Here is a 24,839-nt window from a genome sequence, read left to right as displayed (position 1 = left end):
GCTGAGTACGAGGGAAAGCCTGACATGTCTATCAGGTCAGGCTTGGGGCATCTCGACCGACGGCGGCAACGGGTGATGGAAGACCCGCTCGCGCACCGGCCCCAAGGCGACTTCGCCGACCTCCTCGTACCCCTGCTGCAGGCAGAAATCGAGGTAATGGGCATTGCCGGTCGCCAGCACGACCCCGTGCGAGCCGGTATCCTCGGCGCACCAGGCATGCACCGCCTGCAGCAGCTGCTCGCCGTAGTGCCGGCCTTGAAAGCGAGGGTCGATGCCCAGCCACGGCAGCAGGTGCACCTGCTGGCTGGCCAGGCAGCCGTTGATCGCCCATTGGTAATCCAGGTAACGCCGGGTACGGCGCAGCCCCACCCCTGACCACATCCACAGACGCCAGACCCAGCTGTCGGTGACCCCTAGACGACGCAGGGGTGGTGTAATCAGCGCGACGCCAATCAGCTCGTCGCCTACCATCAGCCCGAGCGCTGGCAGTTGCAGGTAGTAGTGCTGACGCACCCAGGCACGGATCACCGTGCGCAAACGGCGCTCGAAGCCGGGGCGATCGGCATCGAGCAGATGACCGACGGCCGGCTCGCGGCGATAGGCCTCGAACAGCAAGGCGCGGGTTTCGCGGCGATAGCCTCGGTCGAGCAGGCAGAGGCGCGCGGGTGTGGCAGTAGGTTCGGGCATGGCGGGCTGGCCTCCTGGCAGCGGCATCGTGACAGCCTTGGAGGCTCGCGCGGGGTCAATCGTTCACACCTGGCTCGGTCTGAATGACCAGGCCGAGGCGGGACAGGCCGTGGGCCGCCTGAAGCCTGCCAGCCTTCGCCGCCCGGCATCACCCTGGTGAGGCGCGCCAATGTCCGTTAGGATCGGCACCTTTTTCTCAGGATGGCCCTGCCCATGAAGATCGTCTCGTTCAACATCAATGGCCTGCGCGCCCGTCCGCACCAGCTGGCCGCGCTGATCGAGAAGCACCAGCCCGACGTCATCGGCCTGCAGGAAACCAAGGTCAGCGACGAGCAGTTTCCCTACGCCGACATCGAAGCCCTGGGCTATCACGTGCATTTTCATGGACAGAAAGGTCATTACGGCGTCGCCCTGCTCTCGCGCCAGGCGCCCCTGAGCATGCACAAGGGGTTCGCCACCGACGAGGACGACGCACAGCGACGCTTCATCTGGGGCACTTTCGCCGACGCCAATGGCCTGCCGATCACGGTCATGAACGGCTACTTCCCTCAAGGCGAAAGCCGCGACCACCCGACCAAGTTCCCGGCCAAGCAGCGCTTCTACCACGACCTGCAGCAGCTGCTGGAAAGCCAGTTCGCCCCTGATCAACCCCTGGTGGTGATGGGCGACGTTAACATCTCCCCGCAGGACTGCGACATCGGTATCGGCCCGGACAACGCCCGCCGCTGGTTGAAGACCGGCAAGTGCAGCTTCCTGCCGGAGGAGCGCGACTGGATGCAGCGGCTCAAGGACTGGGGGCTGACCGACAGCTTCCGCCACCTGCACCCTGAGGTGAACGATTGCTTCAGCTGGTTCGACTACCGCAGCCGTGGTTTCGAGGACACGCCCAAGCGCGGCCTGCGCATCGACCTGATCCTGACCTCCGACGGCCTGCTGTCACGGCTCAAGGCCGCTGGCGTGGACCTTGAGCTGCGTGGCATGGACAAGCCGTCGGACCATGCGCCGATCTGGCTGGAACTGGCCTGAGACCCGCCTGTCAGGCCACGGGGTCCAGCCATGCACGCCGTACAGCGCGTCGTTCGGCGGAGTGTGTTTTAATGCTCCGCCCATCATTTTCGATACCTCTCATCTAAGGCGGCTATGGACACGGGGACACGACTCAAGCTGGTACGCGAACGCAGCAACCTGTCGCAGCGCGAGCTGGCGCGCCGCAGCGGCCTGACCAACTCGACGATCTCGCAGATCGAGCAGAACCGGGTCAGCCCTTCGGTCAGCTCGCTGAAGAAACTGCTCGAAGGCATTCCCATGTCCCTGGCCGAGTTCTTCAGTTTCGACGAGCCCGCGCGCGAAGAGCGCTACGTGTTCCGCGCCGGCGAGCAGCCGGACCTGGGCCGCAACGGGCTGCGCATGCTGCTGGTCGGCGCCAGCGTCGAGAACCGGCAGATGCGCCTGCTGCGCGAGCTGTATGCACCCGGGGCCGATTCGGGCGAGCCGATCGTGCACACCCAGGGCGAGGAATGCGGGCTGGTCACGCGCGGCACGGTCGAGCTGTGGGTCGATGGCCAGGTCAGCGTGCTGGGGTCGGGGGATGGCTATTACATTCCGACCACCCTGCCGCACAGCTTCAAGAACATCGGCCCCGATGAAGCCGAGATCATCAGCGCCAACACCCCGGCGAACTTCTGAAACGGGCTTGACGTGGGGCGCCAGGCTCACCCGCTCGGTGCCAGCATCGCGGGCAAGCCTGCTCCCACAAGCGCCAGTCCTCACGGCCGATGCGCCTCTGAAACCAGAACCTGCGGGAGCCGGCTTGCCGGCGATGAGGCCCGCCAAGGCACTGCCCCAACAGGAGCGCTGGGCCTGATGCATTCTTGAAACCAGAACCTGTGGGAGCCGGCTTGCCGGCGATGAGGCCCGCCAAGGCACCACGGCTGGCAGGCCATCCCAAGGCGATCCTTCACGTCGAAGGCAATACCCTGATCCTCTCACTCGTTCCAACACGGCGCGTCACGATGCTGCTACCTGACCCCACCACCCCCTCGGCGTCCACCCAGCCGCACCTGACCAGCCGCGAGGTGTGCCAATGGCTGCGCGACGCCGCGCTGGGCACTGCCCGCCTGACCGTGCTGACGGCTCAGCAAAACCATGTGAGCCTTGCCATCGATGGCTGCACGCTCGTCCTGCTGAGCGATGAGCAGCGCTTGTCCTGCGTCCAGGCGCATGACCTGCTGGGCCGCCAGGGCACTGCCGAGCACTGGAGCCGCCCGGGCACCGACCCGGTCGAGCTGCTCAGCACCTGGGAACGGGCGCAGCTCGATCGCCTGCTCGACGAAGGCCGCCCTCAGGCAAACTGATGGCGCCGCTCATGCTCGAGCGCCGCTCGGAACACCTGCATCGCTGACGACACATCGCCTCCAGCCCTTCGCACCTCTCCCCACGTATTCGACCTGCCTTGACGTCCCTGTCAGGCACCTTGCCAGCGGCCAGTCCGACTTCAGGGTTGACCGCCTGCGCCATCACCTACGCCTGCTTGAAACAGACGCCACCCCTAAAATCGTTTCATATTTGAAACACCCAAATGCACGGTCGGCAAACTGTCCAAACCCTCCGGATTGGACAAAAAATAAGCAACTCAGAAAAATTGACGATTTTCTGACGCTAAAACCATCTAGTATCTTGGCGCCCTGACAGCCCTCGATTTTTCTCTCTCTATCGTCAGAAACCCCTATTTTCAGCCACTTACGACCGTTCATCGGATTCCCGACCACGATCCGTCAAATAAGTTTCACCGCCAAACCCCCGATTCAGAAGGGTTTGATGGCAAAGAGCCTTAACTCGACCCGGTGTAATCCCTGCGCAACATGCCATTCATTTGACGCAAAGCCGACAAGCTGCGCTATAAAGAATTCCACACAGTCAGTTCGCCCTTTCCTTCAACCCTTCAATGCGAGGCACGCCGACATGGACGTGAGCGTATTTGGCACCGGCTACGTCGGTCTTGTACAAGCAGCCGCCCTGGCAGACGTCGGGCATCGAGTCCTGTGCGTGGACATCGACACCCACAAGATCAACCAGTTGAGCATGGGAGTCCCACCGATCAGCGAACCTGGCCTGCCGGCCATGCTCGAGGACAACATCAAGCAGGGTCGCCTGCTGTTCAGCACCCAGGCCAGCGACGCGGTCGCCCATGCCGAGCTGATCTTCATCGCCGTCGGCACCCCGCCGGACGAAGACGGCTCGGCCGACCTGACCCACGTGCTCGAGGTCACCCGGCAGATCGCCCGCCTGATGGAGGCCGACCGCACCCTGATCTGCAAGTCCACCGTGCCGGTCGGCACCGCCGACAAGGTGCTGGCCCTGGCCCGCGACGAGCTGCAGGCGCTGGGCAAGGCGCACCTGCAGGTGCGCGTGGTCTCCAACCCGGAGTTTCTCAAGGAAGGCAGCGCCCTGGCCGACTGCCTGCGCCCGGACCGGATCATCGTCGGCACGCCGGACGAGGTGGCCCGCGCGCAGATGGCCGAGCTGTACGCGCCGTTCTGCCGCAACCACGAAAAACTGATGTTCATGGACAACCGCAGCGCCGAGCTGACCAAGTACGCGGCCAACGCCATGCTGGCCACGCGCATCAGCTTCATGAACGAGCTGGCCAACCTCAGCGAGACCCTGGGTGCCGACATCGAAGCGGTCCGCAAGGGGATCGGCTCGGACCCGCGTATCGGCTACCACTTCATCTACCCCGGCTGCGGTTTCGGCGGCTCGTGCTTCCCCAAGGACATCAAGGCGCTGCTGCATACCGCCGAGCACAGCGGCATGCCTCTGCGCCTGCTGCAAAGCGTCAGCGACGTCAACGACCGGCAGCGGCAGGTGCTGTTCGCCAAGCTCAAGCACCAGTTCGGTGGCCAGCTGGCCGGCAAGTCCATCGCGCTGTGGGGCCTGGCGTTCAAGCCCAACACCGACGACATGCGCGAAGCGCCCAGCCGCTACCTGATGGAAGCGCTGTGGGCCGAGGGCGCCAGCGTGCGGGCCTATGACCCCGAGGCGATGGACGAATGCCGACGCCTCTATGGCTACCGTGACGACCTGCACCTGTGCGCCACCCGTGACGACACCCTGCAGGATGCCGACGCCCTGGTGATCTGCACCGAGTGGAAGAACTTCAGGGTGGTCGACTTCGGCCTGCTGGCCACCAAGCTGCGCGCCAAGACCGTCATCGACGGGCGCAACCTGTACAACCCCGAGCACCTGGCCGCCCATGGCTTGAGCTATGCCGGGATCGGTCTGCGCCAGGTCGCCCCGCAAGGTGTCGCCTCGTGAAGGTCCTGGTCACCGGCGCAGCCGGTTTCATCGGCGCGCACACCACGCTGCGCCTGCTGCGCGATGGCCATGAGGTCATCGGCCTGGACAACTTCAACGACTACTACGACCCCGCGCTCAAGACCGCGCGGGTGCGCTGGATCGAGTCGCAGGTCGGCCCGTTCGCGCTGCACACGCTGGACCTGGCCGACCGCGATGGCGTAGCCCAGCTGTTCGCCGCCGAGCGCCCGGACGTGGTGGTGCACCTGGCGGCCCAGGCCGGGGTGCGCTATTCGCTGCAGAACCCCCAGGCCTACGTCGACAGCAACCTGTGCGGTTTTCTCAACGTGCTCGAAGGCTGCCGCCGCAACCCGGTGCAGCACCTGCTGTACGCCTCGTCCAGCTCGGTGTACGGCGCCAACCAGAACACGCCTTACCGCGTGCAGGACGGCGTCGACCACCCGCTGTCGCTGTATGCCGCCACCAAGAAGGCCAACGAGGCCATGGCGCACAGCTACAGCCACCTGTTCGGCATCCCGTGCAGCGGTCTGCGCTTCTTCACCGTCTATGGCCCCTGGGGCCGCCCGGACATGTCGCCGATCCACTTCGCCCGCTCGATCAGCGAAGGGTGGCCGATCCAGTTGTTCAACCAGGGCCGCCACCAGCGCGACTTTACCTACATCGACGACATCGTCGAAAGCCTGGTGCGCCTGATCCCGCGCCCTCCCGTGGCGCGGCCCGACTGGACCCCGGCCCAGCCGGACCCGGCCAGCAGCCAGGCGCCGTGGCGGTTGTTCAACATCGGCGGGCAGCGCCCGGTGGAGCTGATCGACTACGTCGCCCTGCTCGAGCATCACCTGCAACGCGACGCGGTCATCGAACTGCTGCCGCTGCAGCCTGGCGACGTCCTGGCCACCTGGGCCGATGCCAGCGCCCTGGAGCAGGTCACCGGCTTCACCCCACGGATTTCCCTGGATGAAGGGCTCGGGCGTTTCGTCGCCTGGTTTCAACAGTACTACACGCCAGGGGCCGGCCAAGATCCGGCGTTCGGCGAGCAGGCGGACCATCGGAGGCTGGCATGACCGGACAAGCGAAAAGCATGACCCTGGAAACGCTCACACACGACAAGCGCCTGGACCCGGCGCATCGCCAGCGCATCGACGCAGCCATCCACATGCAAGGCCGCGGCTGGCTGACCGGCCGTGTCGGCGGCCGTGCCTGGACCCTGTCGCGCACCAACCGCGTGCTGTCGTGCCTGGGTGCGCTGGTGCTGCTGCTGGCGATCTCGCCGCTGCTGCTGGTGCTCGCCGTGCTGGTCAAGCGCAGCAGCCCAGGCCCGGTGTTCTTCGTGCAGAAGCGCACCGGTTACCGCGGCCGCACCTTCGGCATGTTCAAGTTCCGCACCATGGTCGCCAACGCCGAGGCGTTGAAGGACTCGGTCCGCCACCTGAACAAGCACGGCGCCGACGCCATCGACTTCAAGATCGACAAGGACCCACGCGTCACCGCCATCGGCGCGCTGCTGCGCCGCACCAGCCTCGACGAGCTGCCCAACCTGCTCAACGTGGTCGCCGGTGACATGCGCCTGGTCGGCCCACGCCCGACCTCGTTCAACGCCTACCGCTACAAGGACGCGCACCTGGCCCGCCTGAGCATCTACCCGGGCATGACCGGCCTGTGGCAGATCTCCGGGCGCAGCGACATCGACTTCGACCAGCGCGTGCAGCTGGACCTGAGCTACATCCACGAACAGAGCTTGATGCTGGACCTGAAAATCCTGTTCAAGACGCCCTTCAAAGTCTTCAGCGGCCACGGAGCAAGTTGAGATGGACGGTTCTATATCCCGGCGCCTGAGCATCGCCACCCCCAGCGAGACCAACCTGACCGCCACCGTGCTCGACCTGGAACAGCGCACCTTGCTGCTGACCTCGGCCAACAGCGGTAGCGGCACCAGCACCAGCGCCCTGGCCTTCGCCAGCCAACTGGCGCTGATGAGCGCCGGCACCGTGCTGCTGATCGACACCAGCGCCGGTGTCGGCAGCCTCAGCCAGCAACTGGGCCTGGGCAAGCTGCGCGGCTTCACCGACCTGCTGTTCGACCGCGACACCCCGCCCCTGGCCCAGGATTGCGTGGTACGCCTGCCCGACCAGCCCTTCGACGTGCTGCCCGGCGGTACCTGGCTGCGTGGGCGCGAGCGCCTGGACCCGGACCGCCTGCGTGCGCTGCTGCGCCAGTTCAGCAACCAGTACCGCTTCGTGGTGATCGACGGCGAAGCCATCTACGTCAACGCCGACAGCCTGGTGATCGGCACCATGGTCGACGGCGTGATCCTGGTGGTGTGCGCCGAGCAGACCCGCCTGGAAGTCGCCCAGGCCGCCAGCCTGCGCCTGACCCAGGCCGGCGCGCGGTTGATCGGCAGCGTCTTCAACCGACGCAAGTACTACATGCCCCAGTGGCTCTACAACAACCTCTGAACCAGGCCCAGGAGACGACCATGAACTACCCGACCATCGCCCTGTGCGTGCTGGCCCTGAGCGGCTGCGCCGGTCAGCAGAGCCGCGAGATCCCGGTGCAGATCCTCACCGCCGCACCCGCCGAAGCGCAGGCTTCCGAGCTGGGTGGCCGCGAGCAGGTCCTGCGTCCGCAGGACGTGCTTGAAGTGATCTTCCACTTCCCCAACACCAGCACCGGCACCTATACCCTCCAGCCCGGCGACACGGTGGACCTGAACTTCCTCTCGGCCAGCGGCCTGAACGGCAGCCAGCTGGTGCAGCCCGACGGCAGCATCACCCTGCCCAGCACCAATTCGGCCGTGCGCGTCGCCGGCCTGACCGCCAGCCAGGCGGAAACGGTGATCCAGCAGGAGTTCCGCAACAAGCGGGTGTTCCAGAACAACCGCGACCAGGTGACCCTGCGCGTGCTCACCCCCATGAGCAGCGACGCCAACCTCAAGAGCGCCCTGAGCCACCCCGGCAGCGGCATGAGCCGCGACATCATCGTCGGCACCGATGGCCGCGCGACCTTCCCGGAAATCGGCTCGGTGCCGCTGCAAGGCCTGACCCTGGACCAGCTGCGCGATCACCTCAACCAGCGTTACGCCAGCCTGCCCGGCCGGATGACCGTCGACGTGCTGCTCAAGGCCACCGCCGCCAACGAGATCTACGTGCTCGGCGAAGTCGCCCAGCCGGGGTCGTTCCCGATCCGCCGCCCGGTCTCGGTGCTCGAAGCCCTGACCCTGGCCCGTGGCCCGACCCTCAAGGCCAAGCTCGGCTCGGTGGTGATCATGCGCCGCACCGGCAACCATGTGCAGGCCGTGCACTACGACGTCGACAAGGCCCTCGACGGCAGCGGCGCGCAGATCGCCTACCTGCAACCGGAAGACATGCTCTACGTGCCCAAGACCGCCCTGGCCAGCGCCGGCGAGCTGAGCCGCCAACTGGCCGACGTGGTGCTGTTCCAAGGCGTCAACTTCGGCTTCAGCTATCGCGCTGACAACAAGAACAGCATCGGCAATTGACCAGGGACCCGTCCATGATTACCCAACCCAAAGAGAACTACGTACACGAGTTCTTCAGGATCTTCTTCGCCAACCAGCAGTTGGTGAAGCGCATTTTCCTGGTCTTCGCCGTGTTCGCCCTGGTCCTGCCGTTCGTGCTCAGCGCGCGCTACGACATCCCCGCCCAGGTCATCGTGCAGTCCAAGAAGCTCTCGCAGAGCGACACCAGCTCGGCCCTGGGGCAGCAGGCCGACACCTTCATCCCGCCGAGCCTGGCGGACATGGAAACCGAGAGCAACATCCTGCGCTCGCCGTCACTGATCCGCGAGACCATCAGCCAGCTGCGCACCGAAGGCTACTACCAGCCTGAACCGAGCTGGCTGCGCGACCACCTGATCACGCCCGTGCGCCAGCACGTGGTGGAGCCGGTGCTAGCGCTGTTCGCCGACGAGGACGCGGTGCCACGCGACGGCGAACTCGACGGCCTGACCGACGAGGCGCTGAGCAAGCTCGACATCGCCGCCCTGCCCGGCTCGAACGTGATCTCGCTGAACTACTCGGCCAAGGATGCGCACCTGGGGACGGTGTTCCTCGGCCGCCTGCTGGAGAACTTCCTGAAGAACCGTCAGGACCTGCAGTCCAACGAGCTGCCGGAAGCCTTCTACCAGCAGAAGAAGCTGCACTACCAGACCCGTCTGGGCGAGCTGGAGACCCAGCGCCTGAACCTGCTCGAAGCGATCAGCTCGTCCGACCCGCGCGAGGAGATGACCTTCCGCCTCAACGCCATCAACACCGAGGAGCAGGCGCTCAACGCGGCCCGCGATCGCCTGCTGCAGAACCAGCAATGGCTGGACTACCTGAAGGCCAGCCGCACCGCGGCCAACTCGGCCAAGCTCGCCGACTACAGCTTCCCGTACACCTTCGTGACCACCGTCGACAACCTGGCGCTGGAAGACCGCGAGATCAAGCAGCTCGGCGAACAGCTGACCAACCAGATGACGCGCTACAGCAGTGACCTGGCCATCTTCCAGGCCGGTTCCGACCCCATGCTGCTGCAACGCGAACAGCTCAACGCCACCCGCAACCAGCTGCTCAAGGTGGTCGACAACCGTATCCGCGAGCGCACCCAGGACCTAGCGGTGACCCAGCAGGTGATCGACCAGAAGTCCGCGCGCATCGCCGAGTACACCGCACGCATCCACCAGCTGCGCGAGACCCAGAGCCAGACCCGTCAGCTCGACACCGAGATCGAAGCCCTGCACCGCGCCTTCTCGACCTACGCCCAGCGCTATGAAGAAAGCCGTGGCCAGGGCCTGCTCGACGGCAGCCAGTCCAACGCCCGTATCCTCAGCGCGCCGTACGAGCCGACCAGCGCAGCGTTTCCCAAGCCTGGGCTGATCATTCCGTTCGGCCTGCTCACCGGCCTGCTGCTGGCCATCGCCGTGGTCTACGTCAAGGAATTCTTCGACCATCGCTTCAAGCACCCTGCACAGATCGGCCAGCAACTGGGCCTGCCCGTGCTGCTGGTGATCAACGAACACACCCCGGTCCTGGCCAACCCGCACCGTCGCTGGAGCCTGCCGCGTCTGATGCACTGGGTGCGGCATTGAACGCCGCCGCGCCCAGCGCGCCGCGCACGGTCCTGCACCTGCTCAACAGCGGCGGCTTCTACGGCGCCGAGCGCATGCTGCTCGACCACTGCCAGGCCACGCCAGGACGGCACCGGGTGCTGTTCCTCGGCGCGCCGCCGGCCTTGCTGACGCGCTTTCGCCAGGCGGGCATCGAGTGCCAGAGCTGCCCGAACCTGGTCGCGCTGCTGCAACTGCTGGCGCGCGAACGGCGCCAGCGCCCGCTGCTCAACAGCCACAACTTCAAGGGGCTGCTGCTGGGCTGGGTCGGCGCCACGCTGTGGCGCCTGCCGATGGTGGTCACCCAGCACGGGTTCACCCCGCGCAGTCGCAAGCAGCGCTTCTACACCTGGCTGAGCCTGCAGCTGTGCCGGACCCGCACCGTCGACCAGGTGGTCTGTGTGGCCGACAGCATCGAGCGCCTGCACCAGCAGGCGGGCGTGGCCGCCGGCAAGCTGCGGGTGATCCGCAACGGCCTGCCCGAGCCACAGGGCGCCACGCCACGCAGCAACGGTCACGCGCACTGGCTGGCCGGCTTCGTCGGCCGCTTGAGCAGCGAGAAAGGCCCTGACCTGTTTCTCGACACGCTGATCCCGCTGTGCCAGCGCGAGCCTCGGGTGCGTGCGGTGATGCTCGGCGACGGCCCGGAACGCGCAGCCCTGCAAGCGCGCATCGATGCCGCCGGGCTGACCGAGCGCATCAGCCTGCCGGGGTTCCAGACCGACATGCGCCGCTGGATGGCGCGCCTCGATGCACTGGTGATCAGCTCGCGCACCGAGGGCACGCCGATGATCCTGCTCGAAGCCATGCAGGACGGCGTACCGGTGGTGGCGTTCGCGGTCGGCGGCGTGCCTGACGTGATTCGCCACGGGCACAGCGGGCTGCTGGCCACACCCCTGGACACCCAGGAACTGGGCCAGCAGTTGCAGGCCTTGCTGGACGACCCGGCCCAGGCCGAAGAACTGGTGGCCCGCGCCCGTCAGACCCAGCGCGAGCACTTCCACCTGCCGACCCTGGCGCGTCAGTGGGCGCAGGTGTACCAACTGGCCGCACGGGAGGCCCTGGCATGATCATCCCTCTGTCGCTGGTCGGCCTGGTGGCCCTGGTCAGCCTCGGCCTGCTGGCCAGCCCGTACCCGGCCCTGGCGCCAGGCGCGGTCCTGGGCCTGGCGGGCACCCTGCTGCTGTACCGCAAGCCGGCCTGGGGGCTGCTGGCGATCGCCGCGCTGGTCCCGCTGGAGGGCATCCTCAAGGACAAGCTGCTGTCCGGGGCCAAGCTGGTCGGCGTCGGCATGATCCTGATCCTCACCCTGCAACTGGCCGTGCGCCAACTGCCGGCCAGCCGGCTGGCCAGCAACCAGTGGCGGCTGCTGTTGCCGTTTCTGGCCTTGTACCTGCTGAGCCTGTGGACCAGCGACCTGCTGGCGATGTCGCTGGAACACCTGCGCGAAATCAGCGTGGGCCTGATCATCTTCGGCATCACCCTCTTGGTGGCGCGGGAACTGAGCCTGCCGATGCTGGCCCGGCTGGTCACCGTCACGGTGTGCGTCAGCTGCCTGTTCGCGCTGTTCATGGCCAAGTACCAGCAAGGCGGTCGCGCCTCGGCGTCGCTCGACCCGAACAACTTCGCGCTGCTGATCACCTTCGCCATGCCCTTGGCGCTGTGGCTGGCGATCAAGACCCGCTGGCTGCCGCTGCGGCTGTTCTGGATCGGTTGCTGCCTGCTGCTGCTGGCGGGCATCACCAAGACCGAATCGCGTTCGGGGCTGGTGGTGATGCTGGCGAGCCTGGGCATCCTGCTGGTGCACTACCGCGAACAGGTGGCGCGCATCCGTCCCCGGCACCTGGGCTTCGCCATGCTCGGCCTGGCCGTGCTGATCCCGGCCGGCGCGGCGCTGATGCCTGAAGGCTACGCCGCGCGAATCCAGTCGCTGATGCTGCTCAAGGGCGGCGTGAACGCCCACAAGGACGAATCCCTCGGGCGCCGTGCCTCGTACCTGCTGGTCGGCCGCTCGATGATCGCTCACAGCCCGGTGCTGGGCACCGGGCCGGGCACCTTCCCGCTGCACTACGCCCACAGTGGCTATGCCGTGGCCTTCGCCCCGAGCAACAAGGCCGCCGAATTGTACCGCGCCGCCCACAACACCTACCTGCAGGTGACCAGCGAGACCGGCGTTCCGGCCGGCCTGCTGTTCGTCGGCATGGTGCTGCTGGCCATCCGCAATTTCTGGCGGGCGCGGCGGCTCTGGCTGAACCAGGGCGAGCACGAGAAGGCCGACCTGATGACACACCTGACCATGAGCATGATGGCCATGGGCATCTTCCTGATGTTCCTGACCGCCTACAACCACAAGTACCTGTGGCTGATGCTGGCGCTGTCCAGCGTGCTGGTCCGTCAGGCCGCCGAACCTCGCCAGCAGGAGGCCTTACCGTGCAACTGATCAGCATCGTGATCCCGATGTTCAACGAAGCGCGGCACATCGTGCGTACCCTCCAGGCGGCCCGTCAGGCCGCCACGGTCGCCGGGCTGCGCTGCGAACTGGTGGTGGTGGACAACGGCTCCGACGACGAAGGCCCGCGCCTGGCGCGCCAGCACGGCGCCCGTGTGCTCAGCGTGCCCGGCCTGCCGATCGGCGCCCTGCGCAACCGCGGCGCCCAGGCCAGCCGGGGTGACTGGCTGGCGTTTCTGGATGCCGACATCGAGGTGCCAGGCGACTGGCTCCAGCGCCTGCTCGACCTGCACCGGCGCGGCGAGGGCGACGTGTTCGCCCTGGACTGCGACACGCCGCGCCAGGCACCCTGGTTCGCCTATGCCTGGCAGCGTCGCACCTTGCGTGCCGGCGCCCTGGTACAGGACAGCCACTGGTTGCCGACCCCGAACCTGTTGATGCGCCGCACCTGGTTCGAGGCGGTCGGCGGCTTCGACGAGCACCTGCGCACCGGCGAGGACAAGGACTTCACCCTGCGCCTGCATGCCGCCGGCGCTCGCCTGCGCGCCGTACGCGCGCCGGTGGTACTGCACTGGGGCTTCGAAGGCAGCTGGTCGGAATGGGTCGGCAAGGAACTGTGGCGCCAGGGCAGTCACCTGGCCTTGCTGCGCAGCCATGGCGCCAGCATGCGCCTGCTGCGCTTTCCCCTGCTGTCGCTGGGGATCTGGCTGCTCGACGCCCTGGTCCTGGCGCTGCTGTCGGCCGGCCACGTCGGCCCGGCCCTGATGCTGCTCGCGCTGGGCGCCCTGCCCGCGCTGGCCCTGAGCCTGCGTCAGAGTTTCAAGCACCGCGACCCCCTGTTCGTGCTGCAACTGTGGGGGTTGCATTGGATTCGTCTGCACCTGGCGGGCGCGGCCTTCGTGCTCAGTCTGTTCAACCGCACTGCAAGGAGGCCCGCCCGTGGCTGAACTCGTATTCTGGATGTGCCTGCTGCTCCCCGTGTACGCCTGGATCGGCTACCCCGTGCTGCTGACCCTGGCCGCGCCGTTCTTCCCTCGCCGCCGGCCGGGCCCTCTCGCGCCGCAGCGGGTCAGCGTGGTGATCGCTGCGCACAACGAAGAGCGTCACATCGTCGACAAGCTGCGCAGCGTGCTGCGTCAGGACTACCAGGCCGCCGACCTGCAGGTGGTGGTGGTCAGCGACGGTTCGACCGATGCCACCGTCCAGCTGGCGCGCAGCCTGGGCGACCCACGCGTGGAGGTGCTCGACCTGCCACGCCTGGGCAAGGCCGGCGTGCTCAATGCCGGGGTCGGTGTCAGCCGCGGCGAGCTGCTGGTCTTCACCGACGCCGACAACCAATGGGCCGACGACACCCTGGGCCTGCTGCTGGCGCCGTTCGCCGACCCTGAGGTCGGTGCCAGCGCCGGGCACATGATCATTCCGGTCGTCGGCAAGGGCCTGAGCCTGGGCGACAGCCTCTACCGGCACTACGAAGCCTGGGTGCGCAAGGTGGAGAACCGCACCGGTTGCATGGTCTCGGCCGACGGCGCGTTGCTGGCGCTGCGCCGCGCGCTGTATCAGGCAGTGCCCAAGCAGGTCAACGACGACTTCTTCATCAGCACCTGCGCGCCCGCTGCGGGCAAGCGCATCGTCTACGTTCCCGAGGCCATCGTGCTCGACCAGGGTGTGGACGAGGCCGACAAGCAGTTCCGTCGCCGCCAGCGGGTCACCGTCGGTGGCCTGCTGAGCCTGGCGGCGCGGCGCGAGCTGCTGAACCCGATGCGCCATGGCCTGTACGCCATCGCCTTGATCAGCCACAAGCTGATCCGCCGCCTGGCACCGGTGCTGTTGCTGCCGCTGCTGCTGGCCACCGTCTGGCTGGCCCTGGAGCCAGGCCTGTTCCGCTGGATGCTGGCGGCCCAGTTGCTCGGCTATGGCGTGGCGGTCCTCGGTCTGCTCGACGTGCGTCGGCGCCTGCCCAGGCCATTCCGCCTGGCGGCATTCCTGTTGGTGACCCTGGCGGGCATGAGCGTGGGGCTGTGGCAGTTCCTGCGTGGGCACAGCTACAGCCAGTGGAACCCAAACCAGAACCGTTGAGACCCGGACATGCCGCTCAAGACGTTGATCAAACAGGCCAGCGGATGGTTGTATTTCAACTCCCCGTCCGGCCGCAAGAAACTGCAGGACAACGGGGTGATCCTCATGCTGCACCGGGTGCTGCCCGACGATGCCAGTGCGGCCTTGCCGCACCGCAACGAGCTGTGCATCGGCCAGGCCACCTTTGATGGGCTGCTCGGCTGGCTGTCGCACCACTTCGAGTGCGTCAGTCTGATGGACCTGCTCCAGGGGCACGGTCGGGCTGACCGCCCGGCCCGCCCGCGGGTGGCCCTGACCTTCGACGACGGCTGGCGCGACAACGCCTCCAATGCCTTCCCGCTGTTGGTCAAGCACCAGGTGCCGGCGAGCATCTTCCTGTCCACCGACTACATCGGCAGCCGCCAGCGGTTCTGGTGGGAAAGCGTCGGCGAGACGTTGTGGGGCAGCCATGGCGAGGCGCCGCGCTATCGACTGATCGAGCAGTTGCGCCAGCTCGGCCGACCCCTGCCGGTGAACTACTTCCTGCACGCCCAGCCCACCGCGCGCAGCCTGTTGCTCGCGCGCTACCTGCAAAGCCTCAAGACCCTCAGCCCGCAGGCATTGCACCTGCTGACCGACGTCTGTCCGCCCGAGTCCCTGCCCCAGGCCATGGACTGGGACCAGGTGCGCGACATGGAAGCGTCCGGGCTGATCCGCTTCGGGCCTCACGGGGCCAGCCATGCCTTGCTGCCGCTGCTCGACGACAACGCCCTGGACGAGGAGCTCAAGCGCAGTCACGACGCCCTGCGTGCCGGCTGCCAGGCGCCGTTGCCGGTGTATTGCTACCCCAATGGCGACCACGATGCGCGCGTGCGCACCCACGTCGCCAAGCACGCTTACCCCTGGGCCTTGAGCACACGCATCGGCGTCTGCCAGGCCCACGACGACCCCCTGGCGCTGCCGCGCATCGGGGTCAGTCAGCACAATGCCAGTCGTCCAGCGTTGCTGGCCTGGCGCATCAGTCGAGGGAACCGGCCATGAGCGGTAACAGTTATGTGCGTCACCTGGTGCTGAGCGTCGGCACCAAGCTGGCGATGATCGCCCTGCGCCTGCTGCGCAACATCCTGTTGGCGCGGATCCTGGGCCCGAGCGAGCGGGGCCTGTTCGCCCTGCTCAGCTCGCTGCCGGAGATGATCAGCGCCATCACCAGCGGCGGGCTCAACAGCGCCGTCAGCTACCAGGCGGCCAAGCAGCGCTCGATGGGCCTGCTGCTCACTCAGGTGCTGGTCTACGGGTGCCTGCTGGCCCTGCTGCTGACGCTGTTCTGCGTGGCGCTGGTGCGCGAGTTCGCCACCGACCTGGAGGTCACCCTGCAACTGGGCCTGCTGGCCTGGCTGCTGCTGATCGCCGTGCCGATGACCGTGCTCAAGAGCGGCCTGCTCAACCTGCACAACGCCAGTGGCAACGTCGATGCCTTCAACGCCTTGCGGCTGACCGAGTCGCTGGCGCCGCTGCTGCTGTTCCTGGCGATGTTCTGGATGTGGGGCGGCCAGGCCCTGGAGGCCGCACTGATCAGCTGGCTGATGGGCCTGGCAGTGGTACTGGCGCTGGGGCTGTGGTGGTTGTCCCGGTCGCACTCGCTGCGCTTGCGCTGGGACCGCGTCGGCCAGCGTGAACTGTTGACCTACAGCGCACGCAGCCATCCGGACGTGATCTTCCAGCAGATCATCCTGCGTTCGGACTACCTGTTCATCGGTGCCCTGATCGGCAGCACCGCCGTGGGCCACTACGCCATGGCCAGCGCCGCCGCCGAGCTGCTGCTGATCGTGCCCGAGGCCGTCACCACACCGCTGATGAAACGCCTGCTGCAACAGGACGAGCACATGCGCAAGCTGACGCCGATCGCCCTGCGCCTGACCGGCACGGTGATGCTCGGCGCCTGCCTGAGCATGGCGCTGATCGGCAAGTGGCTGATCGTCACGCTGTTCGGCGCCGAATTCGAACCGGCCTACCCGGCCCTGCTGGCCCTGCTGCCGGGCATGTTCGCCATGTGCTACACGAGCATCCTGCGCCTGGACCTGCTGGGCAAGGACAAGCCCGGCACGGTGTCGCTGATCATGGGCACGGCCGCTGCGCTCAACCTGCTGCTCAACGTGCTCCTGATCCCGGCCTACGGCATCCTCGGTGCGGCCATCGCCACCTCGACGTGCTACCTGCTGGTGACCGGCTGGATGCTGATGGTCTACTGCCGCCTGGGCAAGGTGCCGGTGTGGCAGACCTTGATCGTGCTGCCGAGCGATTACGTGCCGCTGCGGCAGATGCTGCAAGGGCGGCCGGCATGAGGGGATGGCTGCTGGTGCTGGCCTGCCTGCTGGCCCTGCCGGTCGGTGCCCAGACGCTGACCTGGGACGGGGTGCGCGATGCCAGCCTGTACCTGGCGCCACGCCAGGCCGACACGCTGCGCATCACCTGGCGCCCGGCCTGGCAGGCCCGTGCCAACGCCGAGCAGCTGTACCTGCTCGACGGTCGCGGCCGACTGGTGGCCCAGCAGAACATCGCCGCCGACCAGCCCAGGGGCGACCTGAGCTGGCCGCTCACGCCCGACCAGGGCCCCTATCGCCTGGAAGTGCCCGGCTACAGCTTTCGCCGCTACCAGATCAGCCATGACGCGAGCACCGTGGCGCGCCTGGCGCCGGCCAAGGTGCACTTCAGCCTGGACACCCGGACCGCGCCGGTCTGGTACGCGCGGGTGACGGCCGGCCAGACGGCCGTCCTGGCCGGCAAGTACCACGGCGGTGCGCGGGCCGTGCTGGCCGAGCGCCTGAGCGACGGGCACAGCCTGCGCCTGTGGCTCAACAGCTACCCACGCTACTGGCGGTTCGACCAACTGCCGCTGCCGGTCAGCACGCAGGACGAAACCTGGCGCCTGACGGTGATCGGCGAGGGCAAGACAGCGTTCTGGCTCGACGGCAGCGACAACCTGTTCGCCCAGACCCCGGAAGCCCTGGCGCCCCAGGCCCAGCCCGCGGCGCCTGCCGACGGCGAGGTGCACCTGACCTGGCGTGGCCAGGTGCTGGGCCACACCCCGGACCTGGGTGTCGCCCTGCCCTACGAGCCCCTGCCCCCGGTGGCGCACGCGGCGCTCGATGCCCTGGCGCCGACCGCCGGCGGCTTCTACAGCCTGGTCGACATCATGGCCGAACGGCCCCACTACGAGGACCGCTGGCGCGACCTGTACCTCAAGCGCTTTGGCATCCGCCATGACATCACCCTGCTCGCCGCACGCGGTCGGGTGGCCGAACTGTCGGCCGATCGCACCACCCTGGCCGGCCTGGATGCCTGGCTGGCCGCCACGCGTGCGCGCGGCGGCGGTGGCCTGCACTACCTGGCCTTCGCCGACGAGCCGAACCTCAACTACCGCAGCTTCGAGGCGTTCGAGGCGTATTTCCAGACCCTGGCCGAGCGCGTCCAGCAGAGTCCGGGCGCACGCGAAGCCGGGGTACGCATCGCCATGCCGGCCTCCTCGCGACTGCTGGACGGCCCCTTCGTCGAGCAGGCCCAGGCACGCCGCGGCATCGACTGGGCACGTCGCCTGCTGGCGGCCCACGATGCCCAAATCGACGCGCTGGCCTGGCACGAATGGATGGTGCGTGACCTGCTGGCCACGCGGCGCTACCGGGACAGCGTCCAGCAGGCGGCCGACCTGGTCGGGCGTGACGCCCAGGGGCGCCCGCGCAAGGCGCTGCTGCTCGACCAGACCAACCTCTCCAGTGGCGCCAGCCTCAGCCCGTACGACCAGAACACCCAGTACGCGGCGCTCTGGTGGACCTCGGTGGTGATCAACGCGTCGGCCGACGGCCTGCTGGACATGCTCAACTGGTTCCACCTGGCCGACGAGCCCGGCTGGCCGAAAGGCATGCTGGCCGTGCGCCCACCGGCAGGGGTCGGCCTCAAGCCCGTGGGCCTGGTCCAGCAGTTCATCGCCCGTCACTGGCTCGACCAGGTGATGGCGCTGGACAACGATGCCTTCGAAGTCGATGCCCTGGCCATGGCCCGTGACCAACAGCGCACCGTGCTGGGCGTGAACAAGGCCGATCGCCTGCAACGGATCAGCCTGGCGGCGCTGGGATGCCCGGCCACGCGCCTGGCGTTGTTCGGCGCCGATACGCAGGTGCGCGAGGGCGCGGTGCGTTGCGAAGACGATCAACTGCAGTTCGAGTTGCCCGCACAGACGGTGTTCGCACTGTCCTGGAGCGCGCCATGACGTCTGCTAACTGCCACCTGCCAAGCGTCCCTTCGGCCGCTTCTGCTGCCCTGCCTGCCCTGCTATTCCACCGTCGAGGAGCCTTGACATGAACTTGCGACTGACTTGGTGCGACTCGCTGCATGACGCTGCGTTTCCGGCCGACGAGTACGAGCAATTGCGTCAGCGTCTGCCTGACAGCACCCCGTTCAATCACCTCGGCTGGCTGCGTGCAGCCGAAGACACCCTGCAGCCTGGGCAACGGCTGCAGGTGCTGCTGGGGTACTGGCACGAGCGCCTGTGCCTGTGCCTGCCGCTGGTGCGCGAACAGGAACCGGCGGGGCCGTTGTCGGTGCCCGTGGTGCAGCACCTGGGGCACCCGCTGAGCGACCGGATCGCCCTGCTGATCGACCTGCCACCGGCCTTGGCCGGGCAGGTACTGCAAGCGATCCGCAAGCACTTGCCTCATGCCTTGCTGCGCCTGAGCGAAGTGCCCGATGGCACACCGCACCGCAGCTGGCTGGACACCTGGGCGGCGCGCAGCTCGACCTTCGAACGGCGCCTGACCTGCCAGGTGCCGGTGCACCGGATCAGCGAGGCCGACCGCCAGGAGGTCAGCGGCGACCCGCGTTACAAGCTGCGTCGGGCGCGCAAGCGCATCAAGGCCAGCGGCGCCACCGTGCGCCGGGTGATCGCCAGCCCTGACACCATCGAGGCCCTGCTCGACGCAGTGAGCGCCGTGGAAGCCGTCAGCTGGAAGGGCGACGACGAGGTCGGCATCTTCTCCGGCCCGCAGCGTCGCCAGTGGATGTACCAGGCGTTCACCGCCCTGGCCCGTGAGGGCCTGGTCTGCCTGGTGCTGCTCGAACTCGACGGACGTTGCATCAGCTACCGTCTGGGGCTGCTCGAGCGCGGTCGGGTCTATGACTACAACCTGGCGTTCGTGCCCGAATACCGTGACCTGGGCAGTGGCCGCGTGCTGCTCGAAGAGTTCATCCACTGGGGGCTGGAGGCCGGTTGGGAGTGGGTCGACGCCTCCCGGGTCAGCCTGGCCAACTCCAGTCACCAGTTGCACGAGCGCATGACCGGCCAGGTCGACCAGTGGCGCCTGAGCTGCTACAGCTGGCGCCTCGACGGACTGCTGCTGGGCGGCGCGCTGCGCGGCTGGCGCTGGCTCAAACCGCACCTGGCGCGACGCAAGGCCGTCGCGCCGGCACCCCTCCCTTCTTCTACCCCTGCCAAGGAGCAACCGAATGCCGTCTCTGGTCATCGTCAACGCTGACGACTTCGGGCTCGACGCGCCCACCAACGCCGTCATCCTGCACGCGTTCCAGCGCGGCGTGATCAGCTCGGCCACGGCCATGGCCAACATGCCGGCCTTCGCGGCCGCCTGCGTCCTGGCACAGCAACCCGCCCTGCGCGGCCGGATCGGGCTGCATTTCAACCTGACCTACGGCCGCCCGCTGGGCCGGGCCTTGCTCGACGAGCCCCGGTTCTGCACGGCGGACGGCGAACTGGACCTGTGCGTGCGCCGCAACGCACTGCGCCTGAGCGCCCGCGAACGCGCGGCGGTGCTCGACGAGCTGCGCGCCCAATGGCAGCACTGCCTGGCACATGGGTTGGTGCCCAGCCACATCGACTCGCACCAGCACGTGCACAACCTCTGGCCGATCGGTGCCATCGTCGCCCGCTTCGCCCACGAGCAAGGCGTGCCGGTGCGCCTGGCACGTAACGTCGGCGCCAACATCGGGTTCGTCAAGCGGGCCTTCAAGACGCTGCTCAACTGGCGCCTGAAGCGCCTCTGCGGGGTGACGGCCGATCATGTCTGCACGCCGGCCGACCTCCTCTCGGGCCAGGCACCCGACCACGGGGTGCTGGAAGTGGTGGCGCACCCCACTGCCCTGGGGCACGACGACTTCGGCGACGAGTACCTGGCGCCCGAGGTGTCGCTGAGCCAGGTGCTGCTTCGTCACCTGGACGGGGTCCCGGCGCTGGGCTACGGCATGCTCGGGGCGACGCCTCGAGCCGCGCGGATGCCGTTGCGACGGCCCTGGGCACGGACAGGCAAGGCCGGGTAGCGCATAGCTACCCCGTCGCCGGGCGCGGGTTGCCGTCTGCTACGTCTCCCTCACTTCGGGAGACGCCCCATGCCCTCGCTCGACACCAACCCGCACCACGACCTCATTCGCCAGCGCCTGCCTGCCTGGAGCCGGTACGCCGGCCTGGAGCAGTGGCGCGCCGTGCTCGACAGCCACACCCCCACGCAAGGCCTGCCGGGCCAGGAGGCAGCCTGGTTCGCCAATGCCGCGCCTGACCTGCGCGAGGCGGTCGAGGCCAGCCAGGCCGCACTGCGCCACGCCGAGCAGACGCTGGCACGCAGCCTCAAGGGGCTGCAGCAGATCGAAGCCTTCGCCGAACCCCTGCTGCGCGAGCGACTGGCCCATGACCACGGCCTGACCGGTCCGCTGGACGATTATCAGTTGCTGCACGTGCAGCGCACCTGGCACTGGCAGGGCGCGCGCTACCTCAACCGCCACGAGCGCCAAGGCCTGCTGCAGGCCGCCTTGCAGAACTTCGCCGACGACGTGGTGTTCGAGGCCCCCTCGGCGCTGGCACGACGTGACGCGATCGAGGTCACGCCGATCACCGTGCATGCGTCGGTCTTCGTCAGCCCGGACCTGCCTGGCGCGTCCCTGGCGCTGCCGTCGGAGCGTTATCAGGTCACGCCCCTGCCGCTGACCGCCGCAGCCTTCGCCGAGACCTGTCGCCAGCTGGACCTGGGCGCACGCTACCAGGCGCACCTGCGGGAGGTCTTCGAGCCAGCCGAGGGCGCTGCGCGTCTTCGCACACAAAGCCTGGCCCTGCACCGGGCACGCCTGCAGGTGGCGAACGACCTGGCCTACCTGCGCCATCACCTCAGCGGTGCGGCGCATGACGAGATCGCCGGGTGGCTCGCGGGCGAGACGGCATCGGCCTGGTCGCTCAACCTGTTCGGGATTCCCGTGCACGAAGCGTTGCTGCTGCACACCGACGCTGCCGGCCTGGTGCTGTACCTGCCTGGTAATCCAGTGGCGCTGCGCTGGGTGGGCGATGCGGCCCGGCTCGGTGACGTGCTCGACACGGTCTTGAGCGATGCCGCCCAGTGTGCCGCGTTCATGGCCTACGTGCCGCATGCACGCCAGGCCGAGTTCACGCGCATCCTGGCGCAGAACCTGGGCAAGGGCCTGCCGGTGCAGCGCCTCCCCCTCGAAGGCAACCCCTTCGACTGGCTGCACGACGATCACCTGCGTCGCGTGTACGAGGAGGCGCGCGCCATTGCCGTGCCGACGGCCGATGCCGACGACGCGGCCCGCCGCCGACGCCTGGCCGCACTCGAGGAACGGGGGCTCGATCTGCTCACCCTGGCCGGGTTCTTCATTCCGGCGGTCGGCACCTGCCTGGTGGCGATCACCGCCTGGCAACTGCTCGACGAGGTGTACGAAGGCTACGAGGCCTGGCGCGTCGGTGACCGCGACCTGGCCCTGCGGCATTGCCAGGCGGTGGGACTGAACCTGCTGCTGATCGCAGGCGTGCACGCCGCAGGCACCGCGCTGCCAGCCCTGTTCAACAGCCCCTTGATGGAATCGCTGGACGAGGTGCGGCGGGCCGATGGCAGCCTGCGCCTGCGCCAACCGAACCTGGACGGCTATGCCAGCGACGCCGTGCTGCCCGAAACGCTGCAGCCCGACGCGCAGGGGCACTACCGCCAGGGCGCACGGGTCTTCGTGCGCCTCGAGGGCCAGGTGTACGAGCAGGCCTGGGACGCCCGTCTGGGCCAGTGGCGGGTGCTCAAGCCCGGTACGCCCGAGGCCTATCGCCCGGTGATGCACCACGATGGCCAGGGTGCCTGGTGGGTGGAACACGAGCGACCCTCGACCTGGTCGCCGCTGCGTCTGGTGCAACGGCTTGGGCCTTCGCGTGCGACGCTGGACAAGGCCGAGCTGCACCTGGCGAGCCAGTGCACGGGGGTCGACCCCGCCCGCCTGCGGCAGGTCTACCTGCGCGGCGAGCCGGCTCCGGCGTTGTTTCTCGACACGCTGGCGCGTCTGGCCGCTGAACGCCAGGCGCAGGCACGCCTGGCCGTGACACCCCATGCCCCATGGTCGACGCTGTTCGACGAGGCCTACCTGCCGCCCAGCCCTGCCGACGCCGCCGAGACGCGGCTGTGCCAGGCCTACCCTCGCCTCTCGCGCCCCTTGGCCCGCCGCCTGTTGAAGCGCTTGAGCGAAGCCGAACGCACGGCATGGCGCGAAGAGGGCCTCGCACCGGCGTTCTTCCTGGACGCCGCGCGTGAGGTGGACCAGGCGCTGCCGTTGACGCGCGCTCTCGAAGGCCTGTACCGGCCACGGCTGGCCAGCCCTTTCAGCGAGCAGCTGATCCTCGCCGGCCTGGAGCGCTCGCCACGCTGGCCCGAACACCTGCGCCTGGAGCTGCGTGACGCCAGCCCGGAGGGGCCGACGGTGTTCAGTGCAGGCCACCTGCAGGCCACCGACCTGCGTGTAGTGCTGCGCCTGCCGGGCGGGTACGAGCCCTGGCTGGGCGAGCGTCCCGCCCCAGGCCCGTTGCACGCCGACCTGTGCCAGGCAGTGCTCGAGGCGCTCACGCCGGCTCAACGCCAGGCCTTGGGGTGGCATGACGCCGGAGCGCTCCGCGCGGACATCGGGCAGCAAGCGGTCGCTTCGCGCGAGACACTGTCACGTCGCTTGAGCCGACCGTCCGGGGAGCGCCCGCGCGTGCGCGGCCCGCTACGGGGCGGCGCGCCGACCGACTACCCCATGGCGGCGCCGCTGCGCAGGTCGTTGCGTGAGCGGTATCGTCGTCTCTACCCGTGCGATTCCGACCATGCCTTCGAACGGCAACTGCGCGACTGGAATCGCACCCTGCGTACGCCCGAGGTCGAGTTGCGCCACCTGGAAGCGCGACTGGAGGCGCTGCGCGCAGACCTGACCCAGTGGGCTGGAGACCTGCCACGTCGCCAGCGGGCACGCCGCGCCCTGATCAATGCCTGGCGGCGCGATCTCGATACCCACCAGGCCGACGGTCAGAGCATGGTTTCCCTGAACCTGGCAGGCCTCGAGCTGGAAGACGTCGACCTGGCCTCGCTGTCGCTGCCGGATGACTTCGCCCATGTTCGCCAACTCGACCTCAGCCGCAACCGTGCCCTGACGCGCGTGCCGGACACGTTGCTGGCGCGCTTCCCGCAGTTGTATGCCTTGCGCCTGGAAGGTTGCCGGCTGGACCATCTGCCCCAGGTGACCGCCCCGGACCGGCTGGCGTGGCTGGACGTGCCGGGCAACCGCATCACCTGGAGCGCCGAGACCCAGGCCCGCCTGGACACCTACCCACACCTGCGTCTGGTGGACCTGTCCGACAACCCATTGATCGAGGCCCCCAATGTCAGCCACCACCCCTTGCTGCACAGCCTGTACCTGGTCAACTGCAGTCTGACTCAGCTTCCTGAGGGCCTGGACCGCTTGCAGGAACCCTTGATCCTGGACCTGAGCGAGAACCAGTTCACGCACCTGCCCGACGACCTCGACCTGCCCGATGACGCCGGTCGTGCCTTGCGCCTGGAAAGCGAGTGGCTGTCCAGCCGCGTCCAGGCGCAGATCGGCGACTACCACGCCCGCACCGGTGTCGACCTGCTGGTGGCCGATGCCGAGTACGAAGACCTGCTCGCCGGGATCTCGCCCGGGGACTGGCAGATCTGGGCGGACCTGCCCCTGGCCTACCGGCGTGAGCTGCGTGGGTTGACCGAGCACGCATTCTTCCTGCAACACCCCGAGCAGGCCAGTGCCGAACTGTGGCGCAGGCTGCGCCGTCTGCAGGCCGATCCGGCCCTGCGTGCCGAGGTGCTGGCGAGGCCGGCGGACCTGCTCATGCAATGGCCGATCTGAGCCGGACCGTTGCAAGCCCGACAGCTTTGCTGGAAGCTCTGAGCCTACCCTG

At 68.0% G+C, this 24,839-nt stretch carries 20 protein-coding genes; 19 read left to right on the top strand and 1 reads right to left on the bottom strand.

The window, feature by feature from the left end:
• Positions 1–36: 36 nt before the first annotated feature.
• On the bottom strand, positions 37–687 hold the full coding sequence (locus G7Z99_RS09425; RefSeq protein ID WP_181093440.1) for a GNAT family N-acetyltransferase: 651 nt from the start codon (positions 685–687) through the stop codon (positions 37–39).
• A 213-nt stretch (positions 688–900) separates the two neighbouring features.
• On the opposite strand from G7Z99_RS09425, the gene xthA reads away from it, so the two are divergent.
• The 19 genes from xthA (at position 901) to G7Z99_RS09330 (ending at position 24,787) form a co-directional block, all read left to right on the top strand.
• Complete coding sequence (gene xthA, locus G7Z99_RS09420) at positions 901–1,713, top strand: exodeoxyribonuclease III (RefSeq protein ID WP_181093439.1); 813 nt, start codon at positions 901–903, stop codon at positions 1,711–1,713.
• Positions 1,714–1,827: 114 nt separating this feature from the next.
• Positions 1,828–2,373, top strand: a complete 546-nt coding sequence (locus tag G7Z99_RS09415; RefSeq protein ID WP_060394104.1) for a cupin domain-containing protein — start codon at positions 1,828–1,830, stop codon at positions 2,371–2,373.
• A 326-nt stretch (positions 2,374–2,699) separates the two neighbouring features.
• A complete protein-coding gene (locus tag G7Z99_RS09410; protein ID WP_181093438.1) occupies positions 2,700–3,041 on the top strand; it encodes a DUF7693 family protein in 342 nt (113 codons plus the stop codon).
• Between the two features lie 607 nt (positions 3,042–3,648).
• Positions 3,649–5,001: a UDP-glucose dehydrogenase family protein gene (locus tag G7Z99_RS09405; RefSeq protein ID WP_181093437.1), complete on the top strand. Its 1,353-nt coding sequence runs from the start codon at positions 3,649–3,651 to the stop codon at positions 4,999–5,001.
• The gene (locus tag G7Z99_RS09400) at positions 4,998–6,062 is read left to right on the top strand and encodes an NAD-dependent epimerase (RefSeq protein WP_181093436.1); all 1,065 of its coding nucleotides are present in this window, start codon (positions 4,998–5,000) and stop codon (positions 6,060–6,062) included. Before G7Z99_RS09405 ends, G7Z99_RS09400 begins: the two co-directional genes overlap by 4 nt.
• On the top strand, positions 6,059–6,805 hold the full coding sequence (locus G7Z99_RS09395) for a sugar transferase (RefSeq protein ID WP_181093435.1): 747 nt from the start codon (positions 6,059–6,061) through the stop codon (positions 6,803–6,805). Before G7Z99_RS09400 ends, G7Z99_RS09395 begins: the two co-directional genes overlap by 4 nt.
• A gap of 1 nt (position 6,806) precedes the next feature.
• Positions 6,807–7,454: a CpsD/CapB family tyrosine-protein kinase gene (locus G7Z99_RS09390; RefSeq protein WP_181093434.1), complete on the top strand. Its 648-nt coding sequence runs from the start codon at positions 6,807–6,809 to the stop codon at positions 7,452–7,454.
• Positions 7,455–7,474: 20 nt separating this feature from the next.
• The gene (locus G7Z99_RS09385; protein ID WP_181093433.1) at positions 7,475–8,497 is read left to right on the top strand and encodes a polysaccharide biosynthesis/export family protein; all 1,023 of its coding nucleotides are present in this window, start codon (positions 7,475–7,477) and stop codon (positions 8,495–8,497) included.
• A 14-nt stretch (positions 8,498–8,511) separates the two neighbouring features.
• Positions 8,512–10,086 (top strand): GumC family protein, encoded by a 1,575-nt coding sequence (locus G7Z99_RS09380; RefSeq protein ID WP_181093432.1) that lies wholly within the window; start codon positions 8,512–8,514, stop codon positions 10,084–10,086.
• Positions 10,083–11,174: a glycosyltransferase family 4 protein gene (locus G7Z99_RS09375; RefSeq protein ID WP_258196991.1), complete on the top strand. Its 1,092-nt coding sequence runs from the start codon at positions 10,083–10,085 to the stop codon at positions 11,172–11,174. Before G7Z99_RS09380 ends, G7Z99_RS09375 begins: the two co-directional genes overlap by 4 nt.
• The gene (locus G7Z99_RS09370) at positions 11,171–12,544 is read left to right on the top strand and encodes an O-antigen ligase family protein (protein ID WP_181093431.1); all 1,374 of its coding nucleotides are present in this window, start codon (positions 11,171–11,173) and stop codon (positions 12,542–12,544) included. Before G7Z99_RS09375 ends, G7Z99_RS09370 begins: the two co-directional genes overlap by 4 nt.
• The gene (locus G7Z99_RS09365) at positions 12,535–13,500 is read left to right on the top strand and encodes a glycosyltransferase family 2 protein (RefSeq protein WP_181093430.1); all 966 of its coding nucleotides are present in this window, start codon (positions 12,535–12,537) and stop codon (positions 13,498–13,500) included. The genes G7Z99_RS09370 and G7Z99_RS09365 overlap by 10 nt, the downstream gene beginning before the upstream one ends.
• A complete protein-coding gene (locus G7Z99_RS09360; RefSeq protein WP_181093429.1) occupies positions 13,493–14,629 on the top strand; it encodes a glycosyltransferase in 1,137 nt (378 codons plus the stop codon). The genes G7Z99_RS09365 and G7Z99_RS09360 overlap by 8 nt, the downstream gene beginning before the upstream one ends.
• 9 nt (positions 14,630–14,638) lie before the next feature.
• Complete coding sequence (locus tag G7Z99_RS09355) at positions 14,639–15,649, top strand: polysaccharide deacetylase family protein (protein ID WP_181093428.1); 1,011 nt, start codon at positions 14,639–14,641, stop codon at positions 15,647–15,649.
• Entirely contained in the window at positions 15,646–16,950 is a 1,305-nt protein-coding gene (locus G7Z99_RS09350) for a lipopolysaccharide biosynthesis protein (RefSeq protein ID WP_181093427.1), read from the top strand. The genes G7Z99_RS09355 and G7Z99_RS09350 overlap by 4 nt, the downstream gene beginning before the upstream one ends.
• Positions 16,947–18,872 carry a hypothetical protein gene (locus G7Z99_RS09345; protein WP_181093426.1) on the top strand — a complete coding sequence of 642 codons (1,926 nt, stop codon included), beginning with the start codon at positions 16,947–16,949 and terminating at the stop codon, positions 18,870–18,872. The genes G7Z99_RS09350 and G7Z99_RS09345 overlap by 4 nt, the downstream gene beginning before the upstream one ends.
• 88 nt (positions 18,873–18,960) lie before the next feature.
• The gene (locus G7Z99_RS09340; RefSeq protein ID WP_181093425.1) at positions 18,961–20,133 is read left to right on the top strand and encodes a GNAT family N-acetyltransferase; all 1,173 of its coding nucleotides are present in this window, start codon (positions 18,961–18,963) and stop codon (positions 20,131–20,133) included.
• The gene (locus G7Z99_RS09335) at positions 20,105–20,929 is read left to right on the top strand and encodes a ChbG/HpnK family deacetylase (protein ID WP_181093424.1); all 825 of its coding nucleotides are present in this window, start codon (positions 20,105–20,107) and stop codon (positions 20,927–20,929) included. Before G7Z99_RS09340 ends, G7Z99_RS09335 begins: the two co-directional genes overlap by 29 nt.
• Positions 20,930–20,998: 69 nt before the next feature.
• Positions 20,999–24,787, top strand: coding sequence for a leucine-rich repeat domain-containing protein (locus G7Z99_RS09330; protein ID WP_181093423.1), 3,789 nt, complete (start codon positions 20,999–21,001; stop codon positions 24,785–24,787).
• Positions 24,788–24,839 lie beyond the last annotated feature (52 nt).

Source organism: Pseudomonas entomophila (assembly GCF_013523165.1).
Taxonomy (GTDB): Bacteria; Pseudomonadota; Gammaproteobacteria; order Pseudomonadales; family Pseudomonadaceae; genus Aquipseudomonas; species Aquipseudomonas entomophila_A.
The sequence above is the reverse complement of the archived record's forward strand: the minus strand, read 5'-3'. Positions and strand labels throughout refer to the sequence as shown.

Excerpts from the sequence above, each read along its gene's own strand:
- G7Z99_RS09345 (WP_181093426.1), top strand. The coding sequence starts at position 16,947 with ATGAGGGGATGGCTGCTGGTGCTGGCCTGCCTGCTGGCCCTGCCGGTC.
- G7Z99_RS09405 (WP_181093437.1), top strand. The coding sequence starts at position 3,649 with ATGGACGTGAGCGTATTTGGCACCGGCTACGTCGGTCTTGTACAAGCA.
- G7Z99_RS09350 (WP_181093427.1), top strand. The coding sequence starts at position 15,646 with ATGAGCGGTAACAGTTATGTGCGTCACCTGGTGCTGAGCGTCGGCACC.
- G7Z99_RS09330 (WP_181093423.1), top strand. The coding sequence starts at position 20,999 with ATGCCCTCGCTCGACACCAACCCGCACCACGACCTCATTCGCCAGCGC.
- G7Z99_RS09390 (WP_181093434.1), top strand. The coding sequence starts at position 6,807 with ATGGACGGTTCTATATCCCGGCGCCTGAGCATCGCCACCCCCAGCGAG.
- G7Z99_RS09425 (WP_181093440.1), bottom strand. The coding sequence starts at position 687 with ATGCCCGAACCTACTGCCACACCCGCGCGCCTCTGCCTGCTCGACCGA.
- xthA (WP_181093439.1), top strand. The coding sequence starts at position 901 with ATGAAGATCGTCTCGTTCAACATCAATGGCCTGCGCGCCCGTCCGCAC.
- G7Z99_RS09335 (WP_181093424.1), top strand. The coding sequence starts at position 20,105 with ATGCCGTCTCTGGTCATCGTCAACGCTGACGACTTCGGGCTCGACGCG.
- G7Z99_RS09415 (WP_060394104.1), top strand. The coding sequence starts at position 1,828 with ATGGACACGGGGACACGACTCAAGCTGGTACGCGAACGCAGCAACCTG.
- G7Z99_RS09410 (WP_181093438.1), top strand. The coding sequence starts at position 2,700 with ATGCTGCTACCTGACCCCACCACCCCCTCGGCGTCCACCCAGCCGCAC.
- G7Z99_RS09370 (WP_181093431.1), top strand. The coding sequence starts at position 11,171 with ATGATCATCCCTCTGTCGCTGGTCGGCCTGGTGGCCCTGGTCAGCCTC.
- G7Z99_RS09395 (WP_181093435.1), top strand. The coding sequence starts at position 6,059 with ATGACCGGACAAGCGAAAAGCATGACCCTGGAAACGCTCACACACGAC.
- G7Z99_RS09380 (WP_181093432.1), top strand. The coding sequence starts at position 8,512 with ATGATTACCCAACCCAAAGAGAACTACGTACACGAGTTCTTCAGGATC.
- G7Z99_RS09385 (WP_181093433.1), top strand. The coding sequence starts at position 7,475 with ATGAACTACCCGACCATCGCCCTGTGCGTGCTGGCCCTGAGCGGCTGC.
- G7Z99_RS09355 (WP_181093428.1), top strand. The coding sequence starts at position 14,639 with ATGCCGCTCAAGACGTTGATCAAACAGGCCAGCGGATGGTTGTATTTC.
- G7Z99_RS09340 (WP_181093425.1), top strand. The coding sequence starts at position 18,961 with ATGAACTTGCGACTGACTTGGTGCGACTCGCTGCATGACGCTGCGTTT.